23 protein-coding genes and 1 pseudogene are annotated in these 24039 nt (G+C 43.6%); 13 read left to right on the top strand and 11 right to left on the bottom strand.

Annotated elements, in window-relative coordinates; genetic code table 11:
* Positions 1-104: 104 nt before the first annotated feature.
* Together V7K49_RS11650 and V7K49_RS11645 are read right to left on the bottom strand one after the other, a co-directional pair.
* On the bottom strand, positions 105-662 hold the full coding sequence (locus tag V7K49_RS11650; RefSeq protein WP_335205628.1) for an arsinothricin resistance N-acetyltransferase ArsN1 family B: 558 nt from the start codon (positions 660-662) through the stop codon (positions 105-107).
* Between the two features lie 28 nt (positions 663-690).
* Positions 691-888 carry a hypothetical protein gene (locus tag V7K49_RS11645; protein ID WP_335205627.1) on the bottom strand — a complete coding sequence of 66 codons (198 nt, stop codon included), beginning with the start codon at positions 886-888 and terminating at the stop codon, positions 691-693.
* A 189-nt stretch (positions 889-1077) separates the two neighbouring features.
* Between V7K49_RS11645 and V7K49_RS11640 the strand changes: the two genes are divergently transcribed.
* A complete protein-coding gene (locus V7K49_RS11640) occupies positions 1078-1623 on the top strand; it encodes a protein-tyrosine phosphatase family protein (RefSeq protein ID WP_335205634.1) in 546 nt (181 codons plus the stop codon).
* A gap of 181 nt (positions 1624-1804) precedes the next feature.
* Here V7K49_RS11640 and V7K49_RS11635 read toward each other — a convergent pair whose 3' ends face one another.
* The 4 genes from V7K49_RS11635 to V7K49_RS11620 form a co-directional block, all read right to left on the bottom strand.
* On the bottom strand, positions 1805-2053 hold the full coding sequence (locus V7K49_RS11635; protein ID WP_334871605.1) for a DUF4926 domain-containing protein: 249 nt from the start codon (positions 2051-2053) through the stop codon (positions 1805-1807).
* Positions 2054-2072: 19 nt separating this feature from the next.
* Complete coding sequence (locus V7K49_RS11630) at positions 2073-2420, bottom strand: DUF6883 domain-containing protein (protein ID WP_334871604.1); 348 nt, start codon at positions 2418-2420, stop codon at positions 2073-2075.
* 206 nt (positions 2421-2626) lie between these two features.
* Positions 2627-2923 (bottom strand): hypothetical protein, encoded by a 297-nt coding sequence (locus V7K49_RS11625; RefSeq protein ID WP_335205626.1) that lies wholly within the window; start codon positions 2921-2923, stop codon positions 2627-2629.
* Positions 2923-3195 carry a hypothetical protein gene (locus V7K49_RS11620; protein ID WP_335205625.1) on the bottom strand — a complete coding sequence of 91 codons (273 nt, stop codon included), beginning with the start codon at positions 3193-3195 and terminating at the stop codon, positions 2923-2925. Before V7K49_RS11620 ends, V7K49_RS11625 begins: the two co-directional genes overlap by 1 nt.
* 241 nt (positions 3196-3436) lie before the next feature.
* Here V7K49_RS11620 and V7K49_RS11615 point away from each other — a divergent pair.
* From V7K49_RS11615 to efeB, 11 genes and pseudogenes are all read left to right on the top strand, one after another.
* Positions 3437-3598, top strand: a pseudogene (locus tag V7K49_RS11615) (saccharopine dehydrogenase-like oxidoreductase); the annotation flags it as partial.
* 91 nt (positions 3599-3689) lie between these two features.
* Positions 3690-4541: an ABC transporter ATP-binding protein gene (locus V7K49_RS11610; RefSeq protein WP_335205624.1), complete on the top strand. Its 852-nt coding sequence runs from the start codon at positions 3690-3692 to the stop codon at positions 4539-4541.
* Positions 4498-5352, top strand: coding sequence for an ABC transporter permease (locus tag V7K49_RS11605; protein ID WP_335205623.1), 855 nt, complete (start codon positions 4498-4500; stop codon positions 5350-5352). The genes V7K49_RS11610 and V7K49_RS11605 overlap by 44 nt, the downstream gene beginning before the upstream one ends.
* A gap of 132 nt (positions 5353-5484) precedes the next feature.
* Positions 5485-5958 (top strand): MarR family winged helix-turn-helix transcriptional regulator, encoded by a 474-nt coding sequence (locus V7K49_RS11600; protein WP_335205622.1) that lies wholly within the window; start codon positions 5485-5487, stop codon positions 5956-5958.
* Complete coding sequence (locus V7K49_RS11595) at positions 5924-7192, top strand: MFS transporter (protein WP_335205621.1); 1269 nt, start codon at positions 5924-5926, stop codon at positions 7190-7192. The genes V7K49_RS11600 and V7K49_RS11595 overlap by 35 nt, the downstream gene beginning before the upstream one ends.
* Before the next feature lie 491 nt (positions 7193-7683).
* The gene (locus V7K49_RS11590) at positions 7684-8679 is read left to right on the top strand and encodes an ABC transporter substrate-binding protein (RefSeq protein WP_335205620.1); all 996 of its coding nucleotides are present in this window, start codon (positions 7684-7686) and stop codon (positions 8677-8679) included.
* Positions 8680-8683: 4 nt separating this feature from the next.
* On the top strand, positions 8684-9466 hold the full coding sequence (locus tag V7K49_RS11585) for an ABC transporter ATP-binding protein (RefSeq protein ID WP_335205619.1): 783 nt from the start codon (positions 8684-8686) through the stop codon (positions 9464-9466).
* Positions 9467-9471: 5 nt separating this feature from the next.
* Positions 9472-10296, top strand: coding sequence for an ABC transporter permease (locus V7K49_RS11580; RefSeq protein ID WP_335205618.1), 825 nt, complete (start codon positions 9472-9474; stop codon positions 10294-10296).
* Positions 10297-10860: 564 nt separating this feature from the next.
* Complete coding sequence (efeU, locus tag V7K49_RS11575; protein WP_335177665.1) at positions 10861-11694, top strand: iron uptake transporter permease EfeU; 834 nt, start codon at positions 10861-10863, stop codon at positions 11692-11694.
* Between the two features lie 31 nt (positions 11695-11725).
* Complete coding sequence (gene efeO / locus V7K49_RS11570; protein ID WP_335205617.1) at positions 11726-12916, top strand: iron uptake system protein EfeO; 1191 nt, start codon at positions 11726-11728, stop codon at positions 12914-12916.
* A 29-nt stretch (positions 12917-12945) separates the two neighbouring features.
* Positions 12946-14214 (top strand): iron uptake transporter deferrochelatase/peroxidase subunit, encoded by a 1269-nt coding sequence (efeB, locus tag V7K49_RS11565; RefSeq protein WP_335205616.1) that lies wholly within the window; start codon positions 12946-12948, stop codon positions 14212-14214.
* Between the two features lie 8 nt (positions 14215-14222).
* Here efeB and recN read toward each other — a convergent pair whose 3' ends face one another.
* Entirely contained in the window at positions 14223-15971 is a 1749-nt protein-coding gene (gene recN / locus V7K49_RS11560) for a DNA repair protein RecN (RefSeq protein WP_335205633.1), read from the bottom strand.
* A 248-nt stretch (positions 15972-16219) separates the two neighbouring features.
* Here recN and V7K49_RS11555 point away from each other — a divergent pair, with 248 nt between their 5' ends.
* Positions 16220-18211 carry an ABC1 kinase family protein gene (locus V7K49_RS11555; RefSeq protein ID WP_334871592.1) on the top strand — a complete coding sequence of 664 codons (1992 nt, stop codon included), beginning with the start codon at positions 16220-16222 and terminating at the stop codon, positions 18209-18211.
* 31 nt (positions 18212-18242) lie between these two features.
* Here V7K49_RS11555 and cysC read toward each other — a convergent pair whose 3' ends face one another.
* The 4 genes from cysC to V7K49_RS11535 all read right to left on the bottom strand — a co-directional run bounded on the left by cysC (position 18243) and on the right by V7K49_RS11535 (position 23979).
* Positions 18243-18797, bottom strand: a complete 555-nt coding sequence (cysC, locus tag V7K49_RS11550) for an adenylyl-sulfate kinase (RefSeq protein ID WP_334871591.1) — start codon at positions 18795-18797, stop codon at positions 18243-18245.
* Between the two features lie 348 nt (positions 18798-19145).
* Positions 19146-20078, bottom strand: a complete 933-nt coding sequence (locus V7K49_RS11545; RefSeq protein WP_335205615.1) for an alpha/beta fold hydrolase — start codon at positions 20076-20078, stop codon at positions 19146-19148.
* Between the two features lie 216 nt (positions 20079-20294).
* Positions 20295-20729, bottom strand: a complete 435-nt coding sequence (locus V7K49_RS11540) for a hypothetical protein (RefSeq protein WP_334871589.1) — start codon at positions 20727-20729, stop codon at positions 20295-20297.
* Between the two features lie 265 nt (positions 20730-20994).
* On the bottom strand, positions 20995-23979 hold the full coding sequence (locus V7K49_RS11535; protein ID WP_335205614.1) for a valine--tRNA ligase: 2985 nt from the start codon (positions 23977-23979) through the stop codon (positions 20995-20997).
* Positions 23980-24039: the final 60 nt, after the last annotated feature.

Below are 24039 nucleotides of genomic sequence, written 5' to 3'. Positions count from 1 at the left end.
CCAGGTGAGGAATGATCTTAATCCGAGTCCGAGGCATCACTGTACACCAATTTTACTTCCATTAAATAATACTATCTATTGCAACTTGGTATTAAGGCTTTATCTCACAGAGACAAATTTTGAAGTTCTAGCAAAGAAAGAGGTGGATTTACAGGTAGCGGTTGCTTTTGTTGCAGAGATAGTTGCCACCACCCGACATCATGCCACTCACTAAATTTATACCCAACTCTGCAAAATACACCTACAGGTGAAAAACCGACAGCCTCATGCACAGCTACACTTGCTGGATTAGGTAAAGCGATCGCGGCAAAAACGTTGTAAAATCCTTGGAGTTGAAGTAACTGAAAAAGGGAACTATACAAGGCTTTAGCAACTCCCTTTCTGCGATGCTGAACATTTACGTACACTGATGATTCCACAGACCATTGGTAAGCGGCACGAGTCCGGTAGGGAGTAGCATAAGCATAACCTAGAAGTTCACCGTTAATTTGACACACCAGCCAAGGCATTTGCTGTTGATAGTTCTTGATGCGCCCTTGAAATTCTGTTTCACTAGGAGGTTCTATCTCAAAGGAAATCGAAGTTTCTCGGACAACTGGCGCATAAATTGCCAGCATTTTTAAGGCATCACTTTCATTAGCTAGTCTGATTGTAGCCTTCATACAAGATCCTTTTTGGGCTAAAAATTAATCAAGCGAACTCAACATACTCAATAATTGTTTCATCAGGATGCATCGGTCGCATATTGACTTTAGTGGAAACTTTATTCGGTTCCGCCAGAATCAATCCACGCTGCTGAATAAGTCTTCCTCTAAAATCATTGAGTGAGTCAACCAGAAATGTTGCTTGTGTATTTTTGAATGGAGAAAAGGCTTCATCTGCTACCAAGGATTTCAGGCAATGTATAATTAATTTCTGGAGATATCTAATCCGAATGTGATATCATCCATGCAGATTTATACTATGTATTTTACCGCCTAAAGGCTCTGGCAAAGTATTCTATTTCATCAAAAAAGAACTAACTATTTTATGGCTGCAACGAGCAACTTCCAAGATTCTGAAGTCAGACTGTTAAAGATATATAAGTTTGCCCCAGCTTGCGAAAACGAACAAGTAGTCTTTGGTGCTGCACGACCTGGATACACTAACAAGAAGGTTCAAGATTGGATAGAATTCATGAAGTGTCAAGATATTAAGCGAGTTTGCTGCCTGCTTCCTGATCAACAGCTAGCTTATTACTCTGAACTTCTGGACAACTACAAACAGCAATTTGGTAATCAGCTAGTTTGTTGGGCACCAATTGCAGATTTCCATTTATCTGATTTAGAAACCCTCACACAGAAAATACTTCCTTTCTTAATAGAAGCAGATAAGCAAAATGAGAAAGTCGTTGTCCACTGCTCTGGTGGAATTGGACGTACTGGACATGTGTTAGCTGCATGGCTAGTTAGCGTCCGAGGATTATCAAATCAAGCTGCAATAGCTGCTGTCAGAAGAACAGGTAGAAATCCTTATGAGGCTGCGATCGCTGCTGTGTTCAAAGGCATAAATCCTTGGAAAGTTGTAAAAGAACTTGACGTGCTTCTGAATGATTGTCGTCTAGCAGTGCATAAAGGATTTTGAGTTTGCTATTATCCTATTTAATCTTTTCAAGAATTTTTAATGCGATGCCTACGGCAGTAAACTACGCACTTTCAGCTATATGTGTAAACCGATCGCACTCAACACTACAATAGGCGATCGCATTATGTTCTATGTGTATTATGCATAGACGTAGCCCAACCAAAGCATCGCTTTCTGTTGCTTATGCTGTCACCATTTCTGGGACTGAATCAGGGGATGCTGGCTCGAAATGTAATACCATAATTTGCTCTGGGCGTAAACCGACAGATTCGTATGTACGCCCGTTGCGATCGCTAAATTCCACTTCAAAAGCAGCACTACCAGCTAATAATTCTACTACTGTGCCAACTTGACCACGGTACAGGTTATATTCAGGTAGATCAACTGTCAGTGCTACTACATCCAGCAACTCAATTCTACTTTTAGTCATTTTCTATCACTTCCAGATATTACAAAGGATAGCAGGTTGTTAATCTTGGGACATCAGAACCTTCTTCGATAATCCAAGCACTGCGAATAGTTACACTTTTATTTTGCCATTTGAGTCTGAAATCTAGTATGTAACGTTGTCCAAATTCATCACGTCGTCCCAAACTAACTTCTTGAGTTCTAACTGCTTCTAAAAGAATCTGGCGCAATTCTTCAGCGTTTTCATCCTTCATACCCAGACTTACTGAAAAGAGACGGGCTTTATGTTTGCCTTCATCATGCTCTGGATTGAGGCAGTAGTCACGCAGTTTACGAATATCAACGACTGCATTTTCTGCATTTGGGATTAGATTGGGTAAATTAGACATAATTTTTATTTTTAGAGTAAATATAGATTTTAGGGAATATAAACATGGAAAATGCCTGTGCAAATTAAGTTTTATAGCCTAAGGGGCTATTTGCGCTTAAAATACACAGGCACTTCAATTTTATTTCCTTACTACATATTATACATTTAATTCATGGCAAGGGTGTATTTATTGAATTTTATTCAACTTTTTCAATTGAGTTAATGCTATTCTTTGCCGCCGCCGAAAAGTTTGTATATCCCGTATCCAATAGCTGCCGCAGCAGCAACAGGTGCAGCAGCAACTATGGCAGTACCGGCAATTGCACCTCCCCCAACAACACCACCAATACCAGCAAGGGTACTCATAATTGCAGCACCAGAAGCACCAGCAGCTACTGTTACAGCACCAGCACCAGCCAGACCAGCAGCAGCCCCAATATTTGTAGCTGTTCTTGCAGCTGCACGAGCTTCACGTTCTTCCTCAGACAAATCTGGTTGGTCTTTGAACAAAGTTTCATTCATTATTTTTGCCCCAGCATGGCGGCGGCTCCTGCTGCCAATACAGCAGGAGCCGCCGCCATGCCACCACCAACCACACCACCTGCCGCAGCAAGACCGGAAGTAATTCCTGCTCCTGAAGTTGCTGCAACAGATAACCCTGTAGCAGCACTGACAGCAGCGCCCGCGGCCCCACCAGTTTCTACAACCGCTCGTACCGTCTTTAGGTCTTTAATGCCTAAAGTTTTTTCTGCACCTTTTTCAACGGCTTCATTAGCAATATCTTCCAAACTCATAAATCAATTTCTCCTAATCAGGTACGCGATCCAATACTACTTTATATAAATGTTACCAAAAATATAACAGTATTAACACTGTTGGAATTTCGCTACATCCCAAATCACCAACAAAGACTTTGCAGTAAAAAAACACATTTTTCAGCTTCAGAACCTATAGAAATAAAGCCTAATTAGCTTTTATAGCAATCAGCCAAGACGCTAAACACGAAAGCTGTTAACTTCACTCCACAAATTGACTATGAATACAGAACAAGCGAACAAAACAATTCGTGTGGGAGTACTAGGTTTTGGCGGACTAGGACAAACAGCTCCCAAGCTACTTGCTGGCAAAGGGGAAATGATTTTAGTCGCAGCAGATCAAAAAGGCTACGCTTACACTACTGATAGTTTAAATTCTGATTCAGATTTTTGTAACAAGTCTATTGACTTCAGACAAATATATTGAGAAGCTAATAGTTAGTTTAACTAATTATTAGAAGTGCATCAAACTTGTGACAATACTGACGGGAAAAATAAATCGATCGCAACCTCCTAGCGAGCCAAAACCGCTGATTTTGGAAACTCACGGACTCACACGCCGTTTTGGCAAGTTAACGGCTGTTAATAACCTGAGCATATCTGTGGAACAGGGTGAAGTATTTGGCCTGCTTGGGCCCAATGGGGCAGGGAAAAGTACAGTTATTAAGATGTTGACAACTTTGCTACCTCCCAGTGCAGGAAAAGCAACCTTAGCTGGCTATGATGTGACTCACCAATCTAATCCTGTGAGACGGGCTATCGGCTATGTCCCCCAGGCGCTCTCTGCTGATGGAAGTCTTACGGGTTACGAAAATCTCTTAATCTTCGCCAAGCTGTATGGAATACCTGCCAAAGGACGCGATCGCCGCATCTATGAGATTCTAGAATACATGGGTTTGCAAGATGCGGCGCAGCGCTTGGTACGAAACTACTCTGGTGGGATGATCCGCAAGCTGGAAATCGGCGTATCAGTTCTGCATCAACCCAAAATTTTGTTTCTAGATGAGCCGACTGTTGGACTAGATCCCATCGCCCGGACTCAAGTATGGCAGCTTGTGGAACAACTCTGTGCTGATTACGGTACAACTATATTTTTAACAACCCACTTTTTAGAAGAAGCGGACAACCTATGTAACCGAGTGGCGATTATGCAACAAGGTGAAGTCGTTATCACAGGGATACCAAGCGATTTAAAAGCCTCTTTAGGTAAGCCAAACGCAACTTTGGATGATGTCTTTATTTACTATACAGGCGACCAGTTAACATCAGGAGTCAACTACCGTGACACAGCAAGAACCAGACGTACTGCTCAACGGTTGGGTTAAAACACCACCTACTGTCCGAGCCAATCTGATCTCTGCAATTAAAGAGCTAGTTACGAAAACCCTAGCGATCGCTGAGTTGGAAGTGCGTAAACTCCGCCACGATCCCACTGATTTAGTAGTCAGATCAGTGCAACCGTTATTATGGTTGCTGATTTTTGGGCAAGTGTTCTCCAAACTTCGGGGAATTCCGACAGGGAACTTACCATATTTAGACTTTATGGCTGCTGGCATTCTCGCTCAAAGCGTGTTAAATGTGGCTATTTTCAGCGGTGGAATTACACTAATTTGGGAGCGAGATTTAGGGATTGTCCATAAATTTCTTGCTAGTCCTACACCCCGTGTAGCAATGGTCTTGGGCAAAGCTCTAGCATGTGGGGTCCGGTGCTTATCACAGGTAGTAGTAATTTATGTATTGTCTTTTGTCTTAGGTGTAAAATTAAATCCCCATCCTCTAGCTTTTGGGCAAGTGCTACTGATAGTGATGCTGGGTGCGGCTTGCTTTTGTCTTTTTTCACTAATTATTGGCTGTTTGGCAAAAACCAGAGAGCGGATGACCGGAATTGGACAAATGTTAACCATGCCGTTATTTTTTGCCAGCAATGCTATTTATCCGATCTCAATCATGCCCGACTGGTTAAAGTTTGTTTCCCACTTAAATCCCTTAACTTATCAGGTTGACGCCTTACGCAGCACAATGCTAGTGGATGGAATCAGCGTCTATGGGTTTGGTTGGGATTTGGCAATTCTCTTATTAACATTAACAGTTTTGGTGATCATCGGTGGACGACTTTATCCACGGGTAGCAATGTAATCCCCAATGGAACTAGCATCTATAGCTTTGGTCTGGATTGTACAATTCTCTTATTAACACTAATAATCTTAGCCATCATTGGTGAAAAACTTTATCCACGGGTGGCGATCTAATCAGGAGAACAACAAGCCCATGACCTTGAATAAACCTACTCAAGGTGCAACTTCCGAAGAATGTGCCGCTAGGGTAATGGACACAGTTCCATTAATGATGCGGTTTATCCGAGCGGATATGCGTGCCCATAGTGCCGCCTTTTTATCTATACCTCAGTTGCGATCGCTGGCATTTATCAACCGCAATCCTGGTGCTTCATTATCTGATTTGGCAGAGCATTTAGGTGTCACCTCTGCCACAGCATCAGCAACCATAGAACGCTTGGTACAACGCGACTTTGTGCAACGCATCGCTCATCCTCAAGAGCGGCGGCGGGTGCTGCTCAATTTGACCGAAGATGGAAAGCATCATCTGAAGCAATCCCAAGATCAAACTCGCGCTCATATTACCGATCTCCTGAAAGGTCTTACAGAAGAACAAATTTCCAACATTGAAGAAGGCTTAACTCTACTAAAAAATGTCTTCGAGAAAACCGAACTCAAATCCCCATAAATCTGAGGTTGTACAGCACGATCCCTTTGCAGCCCTGAAGTTTCGAGACTATCGGCTATTTACCATTGGACGGCTGGTGCTGTCCGTAGGGTCGCAAATGCAAACTGTAGCTATCGGCTGGGAACTCTATGAGCGGACTAACTCACCTCTCATTCTAGGTGGTGTGGGGCTAGCGCAAGTCTTGCCGATGATTGCTCTCACCTTGATTACCGGACATGTGGCCGATCGCCGCGATCGCAAAGTCATCATGTTACTGTCAGTGATGTTGCTAGCTCTCTGCTCCCTAGCTTTGGCAGTGCTTTCCTATACTCAAGGTGCAATTTTTCTAATTTACGCCTGCTTGGTATTAACAGGTGTCGCTAGGGCGTTCTCCAGACCTGCCAGTGATGCTCTGATGTGGCAGTTGATACCTGTCAGTGTGTTTACGAATGCAGCTACTTGGAATAGTAGTAGCTTTCAGTTAGCCGCTGTGATTGGCCCTGCCTTGGGGGGATTCGGCATCGCTTTGCTAGGAAGTGCTACAGGCGTATATGTGCTAGCAGCGATCGCTGCATTGCTGTGTTTTATTTTAACGCTGGCGATTAAAGAGCAAAAAGGTATTCGCTCAACTGAGCCAATCTCACTCAAAGCGCTGTCAGCTGGTGCTAAATTTGTTTGGCAGAATCACTTGATTTTAGCAGCGATTACATTGGATATGTTTGCTGTATTGTTGGGTGGTGCGATCGCGTTGCTACCCATCTTTGCCAAAGATATTTTACATGTGGGGCCAGTGGAATTGGGATACCTCCAGGCAGCCAACTCCATTGGTGCTTTGACTATGGCGATTACCCTAGCGTATTTACCACCGTTACGCAAAGCAGGTCCAGCCTTATTGTGGTCAGTGGTTGGTTTTGGCGTTGTAACAATTATCTTTGGGCTTTCTCGTTCTTTTTGGCTGTCTATGTTGATGTTAACCCTTGGTGGCGCACTGGATAGTATTAGCATTGTGATTCGCCATACATTAGTTCAAATCAGAACTCCGGATCATTTGCGTGGTCGGGTTGCTGCTATCAATAGCGTGTTTATTAGTGCCTCGAATGAGTTGGGGGGCTTTGAATCAGGCTTGACTGCTGCATTGTTTGGCCCGGTGATTTCAGTTGTGGGTGGTGGAATTGGCACAATTGTAGTAGTGATTGCTACAGCGATGATTTGGCCAGGAATTCGGAAGTTAGGGGCTTTGCAGGAGTACAAGTAGAAGCACTTATCGATCCTCTTTAGAACTTACCCCATCTCTGTGAATTTATTAGGATTCGTGGGTGCTTTGCTAGTGCCAAACCAGCAATAAATGCAGATTCTCAAAAATCATATTGCCTTACTGTCGCCACAAGATGTATTACACAATCCCAATTATCAGTTGATATTACGTTAGCTAATCTGACTTTTCACCGGATGTGGAAAGTCAGGCCTACATACTTGATCAGCACGACCCAAATAAATTTGGGAAAGCTTTATTTTTTTCCACAGATACCAAACTCAATGCCTATGACTTTTGACTTTTACTTCTCTACGAGAGGCTGCGCTCAGTACAAGTGACTTTTGACTTCCCCGAAGGGAGTGACCTCTAGTGTTATTACAAAGCCAGGTTCCAAATTTAATTTCTCGAAAAGACCTTGTCTTTTGCTGCTAGCTGTGTGATACTTTCGTTTAACTTATAAAATAACATAAATCTCTTACAAAAGGTTGAAAATGATGATATTCAAGATATTTAGAACATGGAGTTTCTTGATTGGATTAGCACTATTGACGTTTGTATTTGTAGCTTGTGCTTCTGGTAATAAAACTGCTTCACAAGCACCAGACAAAATAACAATTGCTTATCAACCTGGAATGAATTACGCTAATCTACTTATCGTCAAGCAGCAGCAAATTTTAGAAAAACAATTTCCCAAGACACAATTTCAATGGCAAGAATTATCGAATGGTGCAGCTATTAGGGATGGAATTATCGCTAATCAAATACAAGTTGGTGCAAGTGGCCCTGGAGCGTTTCTCGTAGGTTGGGATAAAGGCGTGGGCTGGAAAATATTAGCTTCTCTTAACTATAGTGAGTTTTGGCTAATAACGAAAAATCCCAATATCAAAAGTATCAAAGATTTTAAGCCAGGAATGAAAATTGGTTTACCATCTTTAGATGGGGTACAGGCAATTGTACTACGCAAGGTAGCACAAAAAGACTTAGGAAATCCCACAGCACTCGATCAAAATCTGCAAGTGATTGCTCACCCTCTAGGGTTACAGTCTCTGTTAACTGGTCAAATTGATGCACATTTTACAACACCACCTTTTGAATTTCAAGAAGTTGAAAAAGGTGGTAGGGTAATTATTAAAAGCTCTGATATTTTTGGTAAGACTAGCATAGCAAGTCTATTTGCAACTGAAAAATTTTACAATCAATATCCTGAGTTTGGTAAAGCTTTGTATACTGCAATTGTAGATGCTACTAAACTTGTGAATGAAAAACCTGATAAAGCGGCCAGAATCCTCTCACAAATGGATAGTGGAAAAGTCTCACAAGAGCAATATAAAAAGTGGCTCACGAATAAGGCAGTGGCATACGGAATTGAGCCAAGAGCCTTCCTTAAATGTGCAGCATTTATGCATGAAATCGGCATGTTAAATAAGCAACCAAAATCAATTGATGAATTGATTTTACCGCCGCTTAAAGGTGCTGGGGGAGATTAATTTAATGGTTAATTTAGAATCGTTAATATTAGCAAAAAATGTATATATTAGCTACAGCGAAGGTAAGAATAAATTTACGGCTGTGGAAGATGTTAGCTTTGCTGTCAAACCAGGAGAAAAGTTTGTCATTATTGGGCCATCGGGTTGTGGAAAGAGTACGCTTTTAAAGGCGATCGCTGGTTTTGAGTCTATCAGTAGCGGAGAATTACTGATGGCAGGTAAACGCATTTCTGTTCCTGGCCCAGATAGGATAGTTGTCTTTCAGGATTTTGAACAACTCCTACCTTGGCAAACTGTGGTGCAAAATGTTGTTTATGCCCTTGAGACTACAGGCAAAGCTGCTGGTAAAGCCGCCATTGCTGAAGCTGTCAGATATCTCGACTTAGTGGGAGTCTCAGCAGCTATCAATAAGTATCCCCATCAGTTATCAGGAGGGATGAAACAACGGGTAGCGATCGCCCGCGCTTTGGCTGTAAAACCTCAAGTTATCCTGATGGATGAGCCTTTTGCCGCTTTGGATGCACTGACGCGGACTCAACTGCAATCCGAACTCAATACTATTTGGCAGAATACAGGGTTGACAATCATTTTAATCACCCATTCCATACAAGAAGCTGTTTACCTGGGACATCGAGTTTTAGTGATGACACCAGTACCTGGAACTGTCAAAGAAATTGTTGATACCGCAGAGATTAATGATATCAACACTAATAAGTTTATCGAAGTTGCTACCTATTTAAAAAGTTTACTCAGCAATGATTCTCGTCGTGAGGCTTTTCGAGAATGAAATTTGTGACTCGAATAACAGCAAATTCCAATAAATTTGATAAGTTATATGCTTCACTCAAAGCCAGTAGTACTTTCAGGCGCGGAGTAATTTTTTGCGGACTATTGATTTTTTGGCAATTGTATGTATGGGTTAGCCAAGTTCCCGCCTTACTCATTCCTGGCCCAATAGCAGTCCTAGAGGTACTGTGGCGCGACTTATGGAGTCAAAAACTTCTGCAAGCAACACTCAGTACTTTGTCCGTGTTATCTATTGGTATGGTCTTGGGTGTGATTCTAGGTACGGCTTTAGCAGCTTTCGCCAAAATTTCTCGTTTTGGTCAAGATTTGCTAATTGTAATGAGTTCGATGCTGAGTCCCTTACCTGCGATCGCTATTTTACCCCTAGTGATGATTTGGTTTGGGTTTACTTCTGTTTCTATTATTGTAGTTACTGCCCATGCTACAACTTGGCCTATTGCCCTGAATACAGAAATGGGACTCAGTACCATCAACCCAACGGTTCTTATGGTGGGGAAAAATCTGGGTCTAGATGGTTTCAGACTGATTCAAGAAATTATGCTCCCTGCTGCATTGCCTCACATCTTAACAGGCTTGAGAACTGCTTGGGCTTTTGGTTGGCGCACTGTGATTGCATCTGAGTTAGTGTTTGGTTCAGGGGGTGCTACTAGTGGTTTGGGATGGCAGATTAATAATAGTCGCTACTTCCTGCAAACCGATCGCGTATTTGCCGGATTGGTGGTGATTGCAATTTTGGGTTTAGCTATCGATTATATTTTTCGATTAATTGAAATCAAAACAGTGCAAAAATGGGGTATGAAACGTAGTTAAACTATCACCGAACAAGGCAAAAGTTAGCTGATTTAGAAGCACGCTTGCGAGCGTGTATTAGCATAATTGTATTTAGCTAAACAAAATCCTGGTTACAAAGCCGCCAAAAAATCTTTATCCAATTTCATCGCGGATTTGAATAAAGAGTAAAAAGCTACTAGATTTATACTTAACTCTAGCTTCATATAGAAGCTGATCGAATTCGCCAACAAAGTCATAATGTTCGCGAACCATTCCCCCTTCTCCACATCCCGTGAAAAGTCAAGTTAGCAAATACGGAAAACACAGGTGTTAAACTAACACTTTGCCATCCATTGTTCAAGAGGGATAAAACTGGAAACAACTCCTAGCAAAGCGTTGCAGGAGTTGTTTTATTGATTTACGTAGTTTTATTAAGTAATAATTTACAGTCGCCAATATTTTTTTGACAGACTGTCATTTGAATGGAAAATTTATTATTCCAGGATTTTAGAGATTTTTAACTCACAGTTATATACAAATGTTCTCAAGTAAGTTATTATTCTCATGATGATTTGATAGTAATTATAACTAATAAGGTTATCCATGCTTTTTCCCTTCTTGATCATGTTCCGAGAGGGCGTTGAAGCTGCACTTGTCGTGGGGATCATTGCCAGTTATCTCAAGCAAACTGGTCGTACCCATTTGATGAAGTCAGTCTGGATTGGCATCGCACTAGCGACTTTTCTTTGTCTAGGTGCTGGAATTATTTTGCAAATAACCAGTCAGGAGTTTCCGCAGAAAGAACAGGAACTATTTGAAGCGGTAATTTCCATCGTCGCAGTTGGGGTTCTCACCTGGATGGTTTTCTGGATGCGCCGTGCTGCTCGTTCGATTAAAGGCGAGTTACAGTCTCAAATTGAAACTGCGATTCAGTCGGGGGATAAATGGGGTATAGCACTAGTGGGGATGGCATTCTTTGCAGTCCTGCGGGAAGGTCTGGAAACAGTAGTGTTTTTGCTGGCCACGTTTCAGCAAAATTTGGGAATTCAAGCTCCCGTGGGGGCATTGTTTGGATATGCAGCCGCCCTAGCCGTCGGTGTAGGCATCTATCAGGGTGGTATCCGCATCAACTTGAAGCGATTTTTTAAATGGACAGGAGTCTTCATTATCGTGGTTGCTGCTGGACTCTTAGCAAGTGGGGTGAGAGCTTTCCATGAAGCCGGAGTCTGGAATTCACTACAATCAGTAATATTTGATGCTAGTGGGGTACTTCCCAAGAACGGGTTTCTCGGATCACTTTTGGCGGGATTTTTTGGCTATAACGATACCCCGACTGTCAGTGAGGCGATCGCCTATTTTGGCTATCTAATTCCTACCATGTCGCTGTTCTTCTTAGGGGATAAGGCTGGACAGAAGACTACAGCAAGCCATTCCTAGCTACTTCAATAATTTTTAGGAAAATACAAGAATGAAAAATGTTTTAAAGTACTCAACAATTATCTGTCTAATTGCCTTGACAGTAGCTGCCTGTGAATCTAACAAATCAAGCGATACTTCCACGAATAATTCTCTAGAAGCTAAAGTAGCCAGCGATACCTCTGTTAAAAATTCCACAGAAACTGCTTTGACTGTGACAGATAAAGGTTGCGAACCCAATCAGCTGACATTAGCATCTGGGGAAAACAACTTTGTGCTTACCAATAAAAGCAGCCAACCTTTGGAGTGGGAGATTTTGTCTGGGGTGAAAGTGATTGAGGAAAAGGAAAATATTGCTCCCGGCTTCGTTCAAAAACTCAAAACCAATCTACAACCGGGTGAATATGACATGGCTTGCGGTTTACGCAGCAATCCCAAAGGGAAAATCAGTGTCAAAGCAGAAGTTGGAAATTCTCAAGCCAAAGGGACTGTAGATCAAGGTCAATTAGTCGGGGCGATCGCAGAATACAAAGTCTACGTCACTAAAGAAACTGACCAACTGGTGGCAGACAACAAGACCTTCACGGATGCCGTGAGTGCTGGAGACGTTGCTAGAGCTACGAAACTCTATGCCCCTACTCATGCCCACTGGGAACGGGCAGAACCGATAGCTGAACTTTTCTCCGATCTCGATAAAACTATGGATTCCCGTGCTGATGACTTTGCCAAAAAAGAGGCTGACCCACAATTCACTGGATACCATCGCATAGAGAAAGCTTTATTCCAGGACAAAACTACAAAAGGCATGAAACCCTTTGCCGAAAAGCTACAGAAAGATGGACTAGACCTACAAAAGCGCATTGCCACCTTGACCATTGAACCGAAAAATATGGTTGGCGGTGCTGCTGGCTTGATTGAAGAAGTGGCTGCTACCAAAATTTCTGGGGAAGAAGACCGTTACAGCCATACTGACCTCTGGGACTTCAGCGCTAATGTAGATGGTTCCCAAAAGATTGTAGAGTTATTGCGCCCCGTCATCCAAAAAGCTAACCCAGATTTGCTGACACGTGTAGATAGCAATTTCACCAAAGTTAACCAAAAACTTGCTAAATACAAAACCCCTGATGGTGGTTTTGCTACCTACGACAAGGTAAGTGAAGCAGACAAGAAAGATATGAAAACAGCGATCGCTGCCCTTTCTGAAGATTTATCTCAGTTGCGCGGCACTTTGGGCGTTAATTAATTGATAAAGAATTCCTAGAGGAGTAAATTATGTCCATTACAAAGCAACCAAGTTTACGCATTACTCCCCGCATCAGCCGTCGTGACTTGTTAATCGGCATGGCAGCAGCAGGTGGAGTAGCAGCTTTGACGACTTTGGGTTATCGGACTCTTCTGGGAACACCTCTTGACCCATCTGAAGAGGTCGTACCCTTCTTTGGGCTTCACCAAGCAGGTATTCTTACCCCTACTCCTGCTGCGGGTTTAATGGTCGCATTTGATACAACTGCTGCAAATAAAGCTGATTTAGTGCGGTTGTTCAAAACTTTAACTGAGCGCATCCAGTTTCTCATGGCAGGGGGAACACCTAAGCCGCGTGACCCCAAATTTCCACCCAGTGATTCCGGGATTATGGGCCCAGAGATTGCTCCCAATAACCTGACAATCACCCTAGCTGTGGGTAACTCACTGTTCGATAACCGCTTTGGACTTGGCAACTTGAAACCCAAGCGGTTAGATACTATGGCCAATTTTCACAATGACCAGCTTGACCCAGATTTATGTCATGGGGATATACTGTTGCAATTCTGTGCGAATACTGAGGAATCTAATCTCCACGCTTTACGCGACATCATTAAGAACTTACCTGACTTGCTCACTTTGCGTTGGCAAATAGCGGGGTTTCTGCCGCCGAATACCCACAAAAAACAAGGCAAATCTACGGTGCGTAACCTGCTTGGTTTTAAAGATGGGACAGCAAATCTAAATGCTAGTGACGACAAATTGATGAACCGGATTGTTTGGGTACAGCCAAACAGTGGTGAACCCGTTTGGACAGTAGGGGGAAGTTATCAAGTGGTACGGGTGATCCGCAACTTAGTCGAACGCTGGGATCGTACACCATTACAGGAGCAAGAGACAATTGTTGGGCGAAACAAGGAAATTGGCGCACCCTTGGGGATGAAGCACGAGAAAGATATTCCCAATTATGATCAAGACCCTAAAGGTCAACAAATTCCTCTAGATGCTCATATCCGCCTTGCTAATCCTCGCAAATCAGAGTCGAGTTTGATTCTGCGGCGTGGTTTCAATTATTCACGCGGGTTTGACAAATCTGGACACTTAGACATGGGTTTGTTGTTTGTCTGTTTTCAAGCTGATTTAGAAAAGGGGTTTGTGACAGTGCAAAATCGCTTGAAAGGAGAACCTTTGGAGGAGTACATTCGCCCCATTGGTGGTGGATATTTCTTTGCTTTACCTGGTGTCAACGCTGAAGGAGATTATCTCGGTCAGTCATTATTAGAAGCATCGACAGTGTAGATTTATATTTAATTTTTAATTTTTTGACGGTGGTTAGCAGCTTGTAATAACAGAGATTCGGCAAAAGCGATCGCATCACTTGCTGATTTACCACCAGCTAACTGTGCTAGTTCTTCCCGGCGAGTGCTTAAATTATCCAAGGTAGTAACTCTGACAACGGTACGCTGTTCGGCGTTATCATTGTTGGCTTTTTTACCTTTGCCTTGATTAATAGTTTGTTTATCTACGCGGAAATGGCGATCGGCCATTGCCGCAACTAAAGGTTGGTGGGTAACACATAATACTTGGTTGCGTTGACTTAGCTGGTGTAATTTTTCCGCGATCGCTTGGGCTACTCTTCCCGAAACCCCGACATCAATTTCATCAAAGACCATTGTCCCAGCCACATCAACCTGAGAAAAACAAGCTTTCAGAGCCAGTAAAAAGCGGCTCATTTCCCCGCCAGAGGCAATTTCTGTTAAAGGTTGTAGTGGTTCTCCAGGGTTGGGACTAAACATAAAGGTAATTTTATCTGCCCCCATAGCAGTAGGAGAAGCAGGCACTATCTCAACCTGAAACTTTACCTTTTCCATCGCTAGGGGCTTGAGTTCAGCTATCAAACGTGATTCTAAATTAGCAGCCGCTTTACTCCGCAGTTGAGTTAACTGATTACTTGCTTGGGTGAGTTTCTCAAAACACGCCTTTTCTTGCTGTTCTAGGTTTTCGATAGATTGTTCGCTGTCGTTAAGTACCGCTAATTCCCCTTGAATACGTTGGTAATAAGCGATCGCTTCTTTTAGTGTCGGCCCGTACTTGCGGCAAATGTGCTTTAATTCCCGAACGCGTTCTTCCACCTCTTCCAACCTGTGGGGATCGGCTTCCAAACCATCTCCATAGGCATTAATCTGCCTTCCCACTTCCATTACCGCAGCTTGCGCGTCTCTCACCAATTCCAATAGGGGTTGCAGTTGGGTATCATATTCCACCATATGATTTAATGTTGCCTCACTGTCTCCCAATAAATCTGCGGCGGCTGGGATTTCATTATCGTTTTGATACAAAGCCTGATAAACTTTGTAACTCATCTGTTGCAAATCGACGACGTGATTTAGGCGTTCCCGCTCTTGTCCTAACTGTTCCAATTCATTCGGTTCGCTGAGATTGGCTGCTCCCAATTCTTGCACTTGATAGGTGAGCAAGTCGAATTGTTGCAACCGTTCCCGTTCTGATGTCCGGCGTTTTTCTAGTGCTAAATGCGCCTGTTGGTAAGTACTGAAGCTGGTGGCAACTTTATGACGTTGCTGCATCAAGGAGTCGCCGCCATATAAATCTAGCCAGTCGCGGACTTGGGCAGATTGTCCCACTTGTACCGTTTGACCTTGAGCTGTGATTTCCACCAAGCGATCGCGCATTCCTCCCATGATCTGCCGATTTACCAACACGCCATTCACCCGCGATCGACTGCGGACATTACTAGCAGTGGCTGTGATTTCTCGGCTAATGACTACGGAATTTTCATCAAGCAAATCTATTTCCTGTTCACTCAACCAAGCTGCTAGGGGGGCGTTTGAGGTGAAAGTAGCTTCTACCATTGCCCGACTTGTTCCCGTGCGAATCACTCGACTAGAGACTTTGCCACCCAAAGCGGCATCAATGGCATCCAAAATAATCGATTTTCCAGCGCCGGTTTCACCTGTCAATACATTTAGTCCCGCGTCAAATTCCAATTCCAGTTGGTCGATTAGGGCAAAGTTTTCAATTCGCAGGCAAAGCAACATCAAACCAAATTCTCCGTTAGGACAGATGCCGGATACTTCTAACTTACAGGACAATAAGTATGATATTTCAGCAACTAGCAATACCTACTACTATTGAACTAGTATGCCCATTTTAGTGTAGCAAACCACTGGGAACTGGAAAAAAATTATTTTAATTCCAATGCCCTGTTTGGCCCATACCCAATGCTCAATCTCTGAACAGATTGTTACAATACTTAATGTGATCGTTCTGACTGGTGGCCTTCTTCATGATTGTTAAGACACTTCCCCCTAGTTCCCGACCGATTCAGGAGGACAGTCGCAACGGCACAAATAGCCGAGGCGAACTGGACGTTATTGATGTAGTGCCAGAAGAAAATGGTACACCAAGCTTAGTTGTGCGCTCGCCAAGACTCTTAGCTGCCCAAAAGGTGAGGACAGCAGCCCAACCTGAGACGCTTTACGATCCTGTGGGCATAGCGGCGCATTACCAAAATAGAAAAGTGCAAGTTTTACAGCGGATTTTTGCCGTGTTGGGGCCGACTCTATCCTTTGCTTTTGGGTTGTGGTCGGATAGCAAACGGGGAATTGTCGTCAAAAATAACCGCCGCCGAGCCACTCAGCTAAGAGTATTGCTGACCCAGCTGGGGCCTGCTTACATCAAAATTGGACAAGCTTTGTCCACCAGGCCGGATCTGGTTCCTCCCGTATACTTAGAAGAATTAACTAAGCTACAAGACCAATTACCGCCTTTTGCCAACGAAATTGCTTACCAGTTTATCAAAGAAGAACTTGGTGCCCCTCCAGAAGAAGTTTACGCCGAACTCTCGGCCCAGCCAATTGCTGCGGCTTCATTGGGACAAGTCTATAAAGGTAAGCTAAAAACTGGTGAAGAAGTCGCTGTTAAAGTCCAACGCCCCGATTTAAGAGAGGGGATCACAATTGACTTGTATATTTTGCGTAACCTCGCCGCCTGGGCGCAGAAAAAGATCAAGCGGGTAAGAAGTGACTTAGTTGGTATTCTCGATGAATTAGGCGATCGCATCTTTGAAGAGATGGACTACATCCATGAGGGTGAAAATGCCGAAAGATTTTTCGAGTTATACGGTCATATAAAAGACGTATATGTACCGCAAATTTACTGGGAATATACCAATCGTCGTGTCTTGACGATGGAATGGATTAACGGCACGAAATTAACCCAGACAGAAGAAATTAGCGCCCAAGGGATAGATGCTCGTTATCTAATTGAAGTGGGTGTCCAGTGTTCCCTACGCCAACTGCTAGAACATGGATTTTTCCACGCCGATCCCCACCCTGGTAATTTGTTAGCAACAACCGATGGCAAATTGGCTTATCTCGACTTTGGGATGATGAGCGAGATTAAGCCACCACAGCGTTATGGTTTAATTGAAGCGATCGTCCATGTCGTCAACCGCGACTTTGAAGGATTAGCAAAAGACTACGTTAAGTTAGATTTCTTATCACCAGAAACTGATTTAACACCAATTATCCCAGCTTTTGCCAGAGTCTTTGCTGATGCCCAAGGAGCCAGCGTAGCCGAACTTAACATTAAAAGCATTACCGATGAACTATCGGCTTTGATGTATGAGTATCCTTTCCGCGTACCGCCCTACTACGCCTTAATTATTCGCTCTCTGGTGACACTCGAAGGGATTGCAATATTTATAGATCCCAACTTTAAAGTCCTCAGCGAAGCTTATCCCTACGTTTCTAAACGCCTGTTAACAGACCCAGCACCGCAATTAAGAACATCATTGCAAGATTTGCTATTTAAAGATGGCAGATTTCGCTGGAATCGCTTAGAAAACTTGTTACTTAATGCGCGTAAGAGTCAAGACTACGACTTTGACTTAGTGCTGAATCAGGGGATAGAATTTCTGTCATCTGAACGCGGTGCTTTCATTCGTGACAAACTGGTAGATGAATCTGTTAACGGACTCGATGCTTTAGGTAAAAATGTTTTGCATAACTTTACCTATCTGCTGCGAGAACGGGTTGGGTTGACAGCAGTTAATGAAATTCCGGCGGCGACAGTTGAGCAACAACAAACCTTAGAGCATATTAAACGTATATTGGGTATTCTCCGAGAAACACGAGGCTTTGATCCAGTGCAACTTGCGCCCCAAATTGCCCAGTTATTGGTAAATTCTGATGTACAGCGTTTGGGTCAACAAATTGCCAGCCGCTTCACGCAAAAGGCTGTAGCCAGGTTAATTCGGCAATTATTGGCATCCTAGTAAAAATTATGAGTTAAAAACTTTCTTTAACTCATAAATTATTCAATCTAGCAACTATATAACCCAACTCTTCCAGCTTTTCTAAGACCTTAGTTGCACTTTGGGCAACGCTTTCTTGGTTAGTTTTGCATTCGACTTCCGGACGGAGTGGTATTTCATAAGGATCATCAATACCAGTGAAGTGCTTAATCTCCCCGGATCTTGCTTTTTTATATAACCCTTTTACGTCTCGCTGTTCACAAACTTCTAATGATGCATTGACGTAAACTTCAATGAAATATGGAATACTTTGGCGCACTTGTTCGCGAATTTTACGGTAAGGTGAAATGGCTGAAACCAATACAATTACATTATTTCGGGCAAGAAGATGAGCCACAAAGCCAATGCGCCGAATATTCTCTTCTCGATCCTCTTTACTGAAACCCAACCCTTTGCATAGGTTTTGACGGACTGCGTCGCCATCCAGAACTTCAACTCTGTATCCCTGTATCCGCAGTTCCTTCTCCACGAATTGACAGATGGTAGTTTTACCTGCACCACTTAGACCAGTGAACCATACTGTCACGCCACCCTCTTGTTGTCTCATCCTACCTCCGCCGTACACTTCAAATGGCACACCAAAAAAAAGCTTTTTTGGGTGATTTCGGGTAAAATAGCAATTTTATTTTTATAATCCTTTTTTAGCAGGAATTTCAGGCGTTGCTTGGCGGCTCGTGTCAGCCTTAAAATGCCAGTTTTTCCTCACGTCCACTAACGGTAAATAAATAGATATACAGATTTACTGCACAAGTAATACAGTCCAATGGTCATAAAGCCTGAAACCTCCAAGATTTCATATATACTGTAGCGGCGGCTTGCTGGCACGGCTATCTCACGCATCAGTAATGTGCTTTTATATTGAAATACAGAAGTTACGCATAAAAATTAATGTTTTTTAAGACGTTGGCAATGTGCTTTTAGAGTGAAACACATTGAGAAATCTTAAGTAATCCACAGTTGCCTCCTCTGAATTTTCCATTAGCAGCAGATGTCCTGCCTTTGGTAATCGGATCACTTGGCTTCCGGGAATACAGCGTTGCAGCCGATCAGCTCCACGAATGTCGTAGATTTTGTCTTCTCTACCCCAAATAACAAGGGTCGGAAGCTGAGTTGAGCGTCCCTGACAGAGAACGTCATCGTACAGGTTCACGATGTCCCAAATCTGTTGATAGTGACGGTTATGAGTGATGTAGTCGTTCACTTTCTCTGTTTTAACAGAATCAGGGATGGTGGGAGGTGTGACAAACAGCAGGCTAATTTCCAGGTCAAACTGTTCTTTGGTGATTGGAATAAAGGGGTTTATGCCGTCAAAGATGGAATTTCTGAGGCTCGAAGCCCAATCAGTCACACCTAAAGGTGAACCGATAAAGGCAAGGCTACGCAACTGTTCCGGGTAACGCTGGCTGTAAAGGGTGGCGATCGCTCCCCCCATCGAACTCCCTGCCACATCAAATCTGGAGCGAATTCCTAATTGATTCGTTAACTGGTGCAGCAGTGCAACCTGATTCTCCAGGGCATAGTCCCTCGTTGCGAACCCAGTGCTGTTGCCGTAGCCTGGTAAGTCGGGAGCGATCACCCAATAGCCCGCCTCAGACAACTGACACATCATACTGTTCCACTGCTCTTTGCTGGCAAATAGTCCATGCAGCAGTAAGATTGGTTGTCCAGTCCCAACCTGGTTGTAGGACAACGTTCCATTGCTAATAGGGGCGGAACGGGTGGTGATCGCACAGCCGGAAGCAGACGCTGGGCTATTCACAGCAGCGTAACCCACCAATCTACATAGCACCAGAATAACGAAGATCAGCGGGAGGATGAGTTTTTTCATGGTTATTTTTAGTTCTGGAGTTCAAATAGCCCAATTCTCGAATAACGCACTGCTTAGTAATGCAAATATTACTGTGATTGCCTAACGGGAGCTAACTACAGCAAGCATTGGTACATTACCCAGCAATAGACAGATAAACTGTTGCTGGGTCACGTGCAATAAATATACACTTAGGGGTGCTGTGGCTTTATAGGCAATACAATTAATTGTAAACTTTTAACTTTCCTCTTGGAGATAGCCATTTTTATCGCGTTTGAGGCTTTCTTCTAAGGCTTGAATTTGTTCACGACGAGCTTCCAATTCCAAGGAACGCCGCGCTAAGTCTTGGTTTTGTAACGTCAGGGATTGTCGCCAATGTTCTGCTCGTTCAGCTTCCTGCTGCAAAAATTCTGGAGTAATGCCGATGGTGAGGTAGTTTTGTACCAGATGAAGTACCCAGTTGGTAGCATCTTCTAGTTTTTGAATGTCGCCTGTAGGGGAAAGTTCTACTAAAACAAGCAAGTTCTCACTCATGATCTTTCCCTTTCCCAGCAAAATAAAAGCCTCTTCCGGAATTATCGCCCACAAGTTATCAGCTTCTTGACGCGCCAACAAGCGTAACTGGTGCTGGTCTAAAAAATCGTTTTTACGCACCTGGGCTAGATATAGCATGAGAGTCGCTTCGCTCCAATTCAAAATTCAAAATCACCGTTGGCGCAGCGTCTGCGATCGGAGAAGTTCTGATCTAAGGAAGCCTTAGCTTCGACTTCTCTGGAGTAACGGAAACGTCCCCGGCTCCGCTCCAAATTCAAAAAATGATTTTTAATAAAAAACAAGGACAAAATTGATATTTGGAATAAATTTAATTGGTAATGGGTGATTGGGAATTAATAATCCCATTACCCATTACAGTTATCCTAAGCTATGTATGTGACGCCTACAGCAATCCCTTCAGGCGATCGCGCAAAATTTCAGTTTGCTTCTGTGCTTCTGCTAAGGCATCCCGCGCTCCTTGTACTACGTCGGCTCTAGCTCTATCCACAAAACTAGGATTGTTTAATCTGGTACTCAGGGATTGAACTTCGGCTTCAGCTTTACTCAGGCTTTTCTCTAGTTTGGCACGCACAGCTTCAATATCCACCACACCGCTAAGGGGAATTAGCACTTGTATTGTACCAATCACACCAGCGATCGCATTTTCTGGTTCTTGTGATTGTTCTGATTCTCTCTGCGGGAAAAAGCGTCTCCATAAGCTAAGTCTTGCTTGAGCAGTTAGGAAATTTTGACTAACAAACCAAGCTGTGTAACTAAAACCAACTATTTCAAAGAAAGTTCCGACGATGGGAGTATCATCAATGGCATTCCCCACAGCTAAACCCAATCTACCTAAGAAAATCGCCAAAATAACTAAGCCAATTGTCTTCAAACCACTCTGAGGTTTTTTAGCAGCAACAGTTTGGTTTTCTTGCTTGTCAGTAATGCTTAAAGTCTCAACCTTAGCCAAATCTTTAATATAAGACTGTCCAGCAGTGAGAATTTCCCGCTCCTTCTCACTTTCAGTTTGCAAATTTGCTGTCACTTTTACCCCTGGCTTAATATCCGCTTCAGCACGCAAATTCCGAATTGTGCGGATAGTAGCAATCAGCAATTCAAACTGTTCTTCCAAAGTTTTATCAATCAGGTTTGCATCTATCTGGGGATAGATTTGTAACGGTAAAGTTTGCCGAGAATCTGCTGGTTGTTGGGTGAGAGTTTGCCAAATTTCCTCGGTAATATGAGGCATAAAGGGATGAAGCAGTTTCATAATCCCTTCCAGTATGTAGCCGAGGGTTTGCTGTGCTACCCGCCGCGATGCTGGATCGGCATCTGCTTGCAATCTGGATTTCACCAGTTCAATATACTGATCGCAGAAATCACCCCAAATAAACTCGTACAGTCCCTTTGCTGCTTCCCCTAAACCGTAGTTGTCAATGAAATTGGTAGTTTGTTTGACAACTTGATGATAGCGCGAGATAATCCAGCGATCGCTCAATTCGGTAGCGACTGGGTTCCCCAATTGTTGCGGTGTCTGTCCATCCAAATTCATCATCACAAACCGAGCAGCATTCCACAACTTGTTTGCAAAATTGCGGGATGCCTCTACAGAAGCCGATTCATCCTTTTTGCGATCGTATTCCAGCCGGATATCTTGTCCAGCGCCAGCCACTTCCCTAATTAGGGTGTAGCGCAGGGCATCAGTACCATATTTGTCAATTAATAACAGCGGGTTAATACCATTACCTTTGGTCTTTGACATCTTCTGACCTTTTTCATCCAGCACCAAGCCGTGGATGTAAACCGTTTGGAAAGGCATTTGACCCGTAAAATGCCCAGCCATCATTGTCATTCTAGCTACCCAGAAAAAGATGATGTCAAAGCCTGTTACCAAGGTAGTAGTCGGGTAATAAGTTGCTAAATCCTGAGTTTGTTCCGGCCAGCCCAAAGTCGAAAACGGCCAGAGTCCAGAAGAAAACCAAGTATCTAGCACATCTGGATCTTGTTCTAATTTGACATTTTCGCCAAATTGTGCTTTTCCTTTCTCCCAAGCTTCAGTTTCCGATTTCGCCACCACAAACGGCGTGTTATCGGTAATTTGCCCATCCGTTTCACTGACAGCGTACCAAGCAGGAATTTGGTGTCCCCACCATAATTGGCGAGAGATACACCAATCAGTGAGTTTTACTAGCCAATCACGATAGACCTTAGTCCAGCGTTGGGGGACAAACTCTGGAGAAGTTTGCTGGTCGAGGAATTCTAAAGTTTTGTCAGCTAGGGGGCGAATTTTGACAAACCACTGAGTCGAGAGGAGGGGTTCAATAGGTACTTTACCGCGATCGCTGTAGGGAACGGTATGTTTATAATCTTCTATCTTCACCAGAAAGCCATCTGCCTCTAGGCGAGAAACCACATTCTTTCTAGCAACAAAACGGTCTTGTCCTTGAAACTCCCCAGCATTGGCGTTGAGAGTGCCGTCTTTATTCATAATATTGATCAACGGCAGATTGTGACGCTTACCCATGTCAAAATCATTCGGGTCATGGGCGGGAGTTATTTTCACGCAACCCGTGCCGAAAGTAGGGTCAACAAATTCATCACCAATGATCGGAATTTCTCGGTGTAGAATTGGCAGAGTTACAGTTTTGCCAATGAGATGTTTGTAGCGATCGTCATTGGGATTAACTGCTACTGCCGTATCGCCCAGCATAGTTTCTGGTCTAGTTGTCGCCACTTCCACATAACCAGAACCATCAGTGAGGGGATAACGGAAGTGCCAAAGATTTCCATTAACTTCTTGATTTTCCACTTCCACGTCAGACACAGCCGACTGAGAAGCTGGACACCAGTTAACTAAATATTCACCACGATAAATTAAGCCTTCCTCGTAGAGGCGAGTAAACGCCTCGACAACAGCTTTGGATAAACCCTCATCCAGGGTAAACCTTTCCCGTGACCAGTCCACCGAGACACCCAAGCGTCGTAGCTGATTAAGAATCGTTCCCTCAGACTCCGCCTTCCATTCCCAAGCGCGTTCTAAGAATTTCTCGCGCCCCAACTCGTAGCGAGTTTTTCCCTCTGTCTTGAGTTGCTTTTCCAGCATACTATGCACAGCAATGCTGGCGTGGTCAGTTCCGGGTAGCCATAAGGTATTGCGCCCTTGCATCCGGTGGTAGCGCACGAGGGTATCAATCAACGCACTTTCAAAAGCGTGACCCATGTGCAAACTGCCGGTGACATTAGGCGGCGGGATGACGATGCAGTAGGGTTCGCCGCCTTTGTTGGGGTCAGCTTTGTAAACTTGGTTGTCTTCCCAGAATTTTTGCCACTTGGCTTCGGTGGAAAAGGGGTCGTAGAGACTGGGGAGATTGGGAATGGTTGCGGTCATGCGGGGCAAACTAACTATGGAAGGACTCTAATAAATTTTGCCACAGGGTTGGAGGTGGGT

It is taken from the genome of Nostoc sp. (assembly GCF_036919675.1).
In the GTDB taxonomy this organism is placed as follows: domain Bacteria; phylum Cyanobacteriota; class Cyanobacteriia; order Cyanobacteriales; family Nostocaceae; genus Nostoc.
Note: the sequence above shows the minus strand (reverse complement) of the source record. Positions and strands in the feature narration are given on the sequence as shown.

Bases quoted from the DNA above. Each gene is read 5' to 3' on its own strand.
- efeO (WP_335205617.1), top strand. From the start codon at position 11,726: ATGAAAAATGTTTTAAAGTACTCAACAATTATCTGTCTAATTGCCTTG.
- efeU (WP_335177665.1), top strand. From the start codon at position 10,861: ATGCTTTTTCCCTTCTTGATCATGTTCCGAGAGGGCGTTGAAGCTGCA.
- cysC (WP_334871591.1), bottom strand. From the start codon at position 18,797: ATGAGACAACAAGAGGGTGGCGTGACAGTATGGTTCACTGGTCTAAGT.
- V7K49_RS11635 (WP_334871605.1), bottom strand. From the start codon at position 2,053: ATGACTAAAAGTAGAATTGAGTTGCTGGATGTAGTAGCACTGACAGTT.
- efeB (WP_335205616.1), top strand. From the start codon at position 12,946: ATGTCCATTACAAAGCAACCAAGTTTACGCATTACTCCCCGCATCAGC.
- V7K49_RS11545 (WP_335205615.1), bottom strand. From the start codon at position 20,078: ATGAAAAAACTCATCCTCCCGCTGATCTTCGTTATTCTGGTGCTATGT.
- V7K49_RS11555 (WP_334871592.1), top strand. From the start codon at position 16,220: ATGATTGTTAAGACACTTCCCCCTAGTTCCCGACCGATTCAGGAGGAC.
- V7K49_RS11620 (WP_335205625.1), bottom strand. From the start codon at position 3,195: ATGAGTTTGGAAGATATTGCTAATGAAGCCGTTGAAAAAGGTGCAGAA.
- V7K49_RS11540 (WP_334871589.1), bottom strand. From the start codon at position 20,729: ATGCTATATCTAGCCCAGGTGCGTAAAAACGATTTTTTAGACCAGCAC.
- V7K49_RS11600 (WP_335205622.1), top strand. From the start codon at position 5,485: ATGACCTTGAATAAACCTACTCAAGGTGCAACTTCCGAAGAATGTGCC.
- V7K49_RS11630 (WP_334871604.1), bottom strand. From the start codon at position 2,420: ATGTCTAATTTACCCAATCTAATCCCAAATGCAGAAAATGCAGTCGTT.
- V7K49_RS11595 (WP_335205621.1), top strand. From the start codon at position 5,924: ATGTCTTCGAGAAAACCGAACTCAAATCCCCATAAATCTGAGGTTGTA.
- V7K49_RS11650 (WP_335205628.1), bottom strand. From the start codon at position 662: ATGAAGGCTACAATCAGACTAGCTAATGAAAGTGATGCCTTAAAAATG.
- V7K49_RS11590 (WP_335205620.1), top strand. From the start codon at position 7,684: ATGATGATATTCAAGATATTTAGAACATGGAGTTTCTTGATTGGATTA.
- V7K49_RS11585 (WP_335205619.1), top strand. From the start codon at position 8,684: ATGGTTAATTTAGAATCGTTAATATTAGCAAAAAATGTATATATTAGC.
- V7K49_RS11535 (WP_335205614.1), bottom strand. From the start codon at position 23,979: ATGACCGCAACCATTCCCAATCTCCCCAGTCTCTACGACCCCTTTTCC.
- V7K49_RS11625 (WP_335205626.1), bottom strand. From the start codon at position 2,923: ATGAATGAAACTTTGTTCAAAGACCAACCAGATTTGTCTGAGGAAGAA.
- recN (WP_335205633.1), bottom strand. From the start codon at position 15,971: ATGTTGCTTTGCCTGCGAATTGAAAACTTTGCCCTAATCGACCAACTG.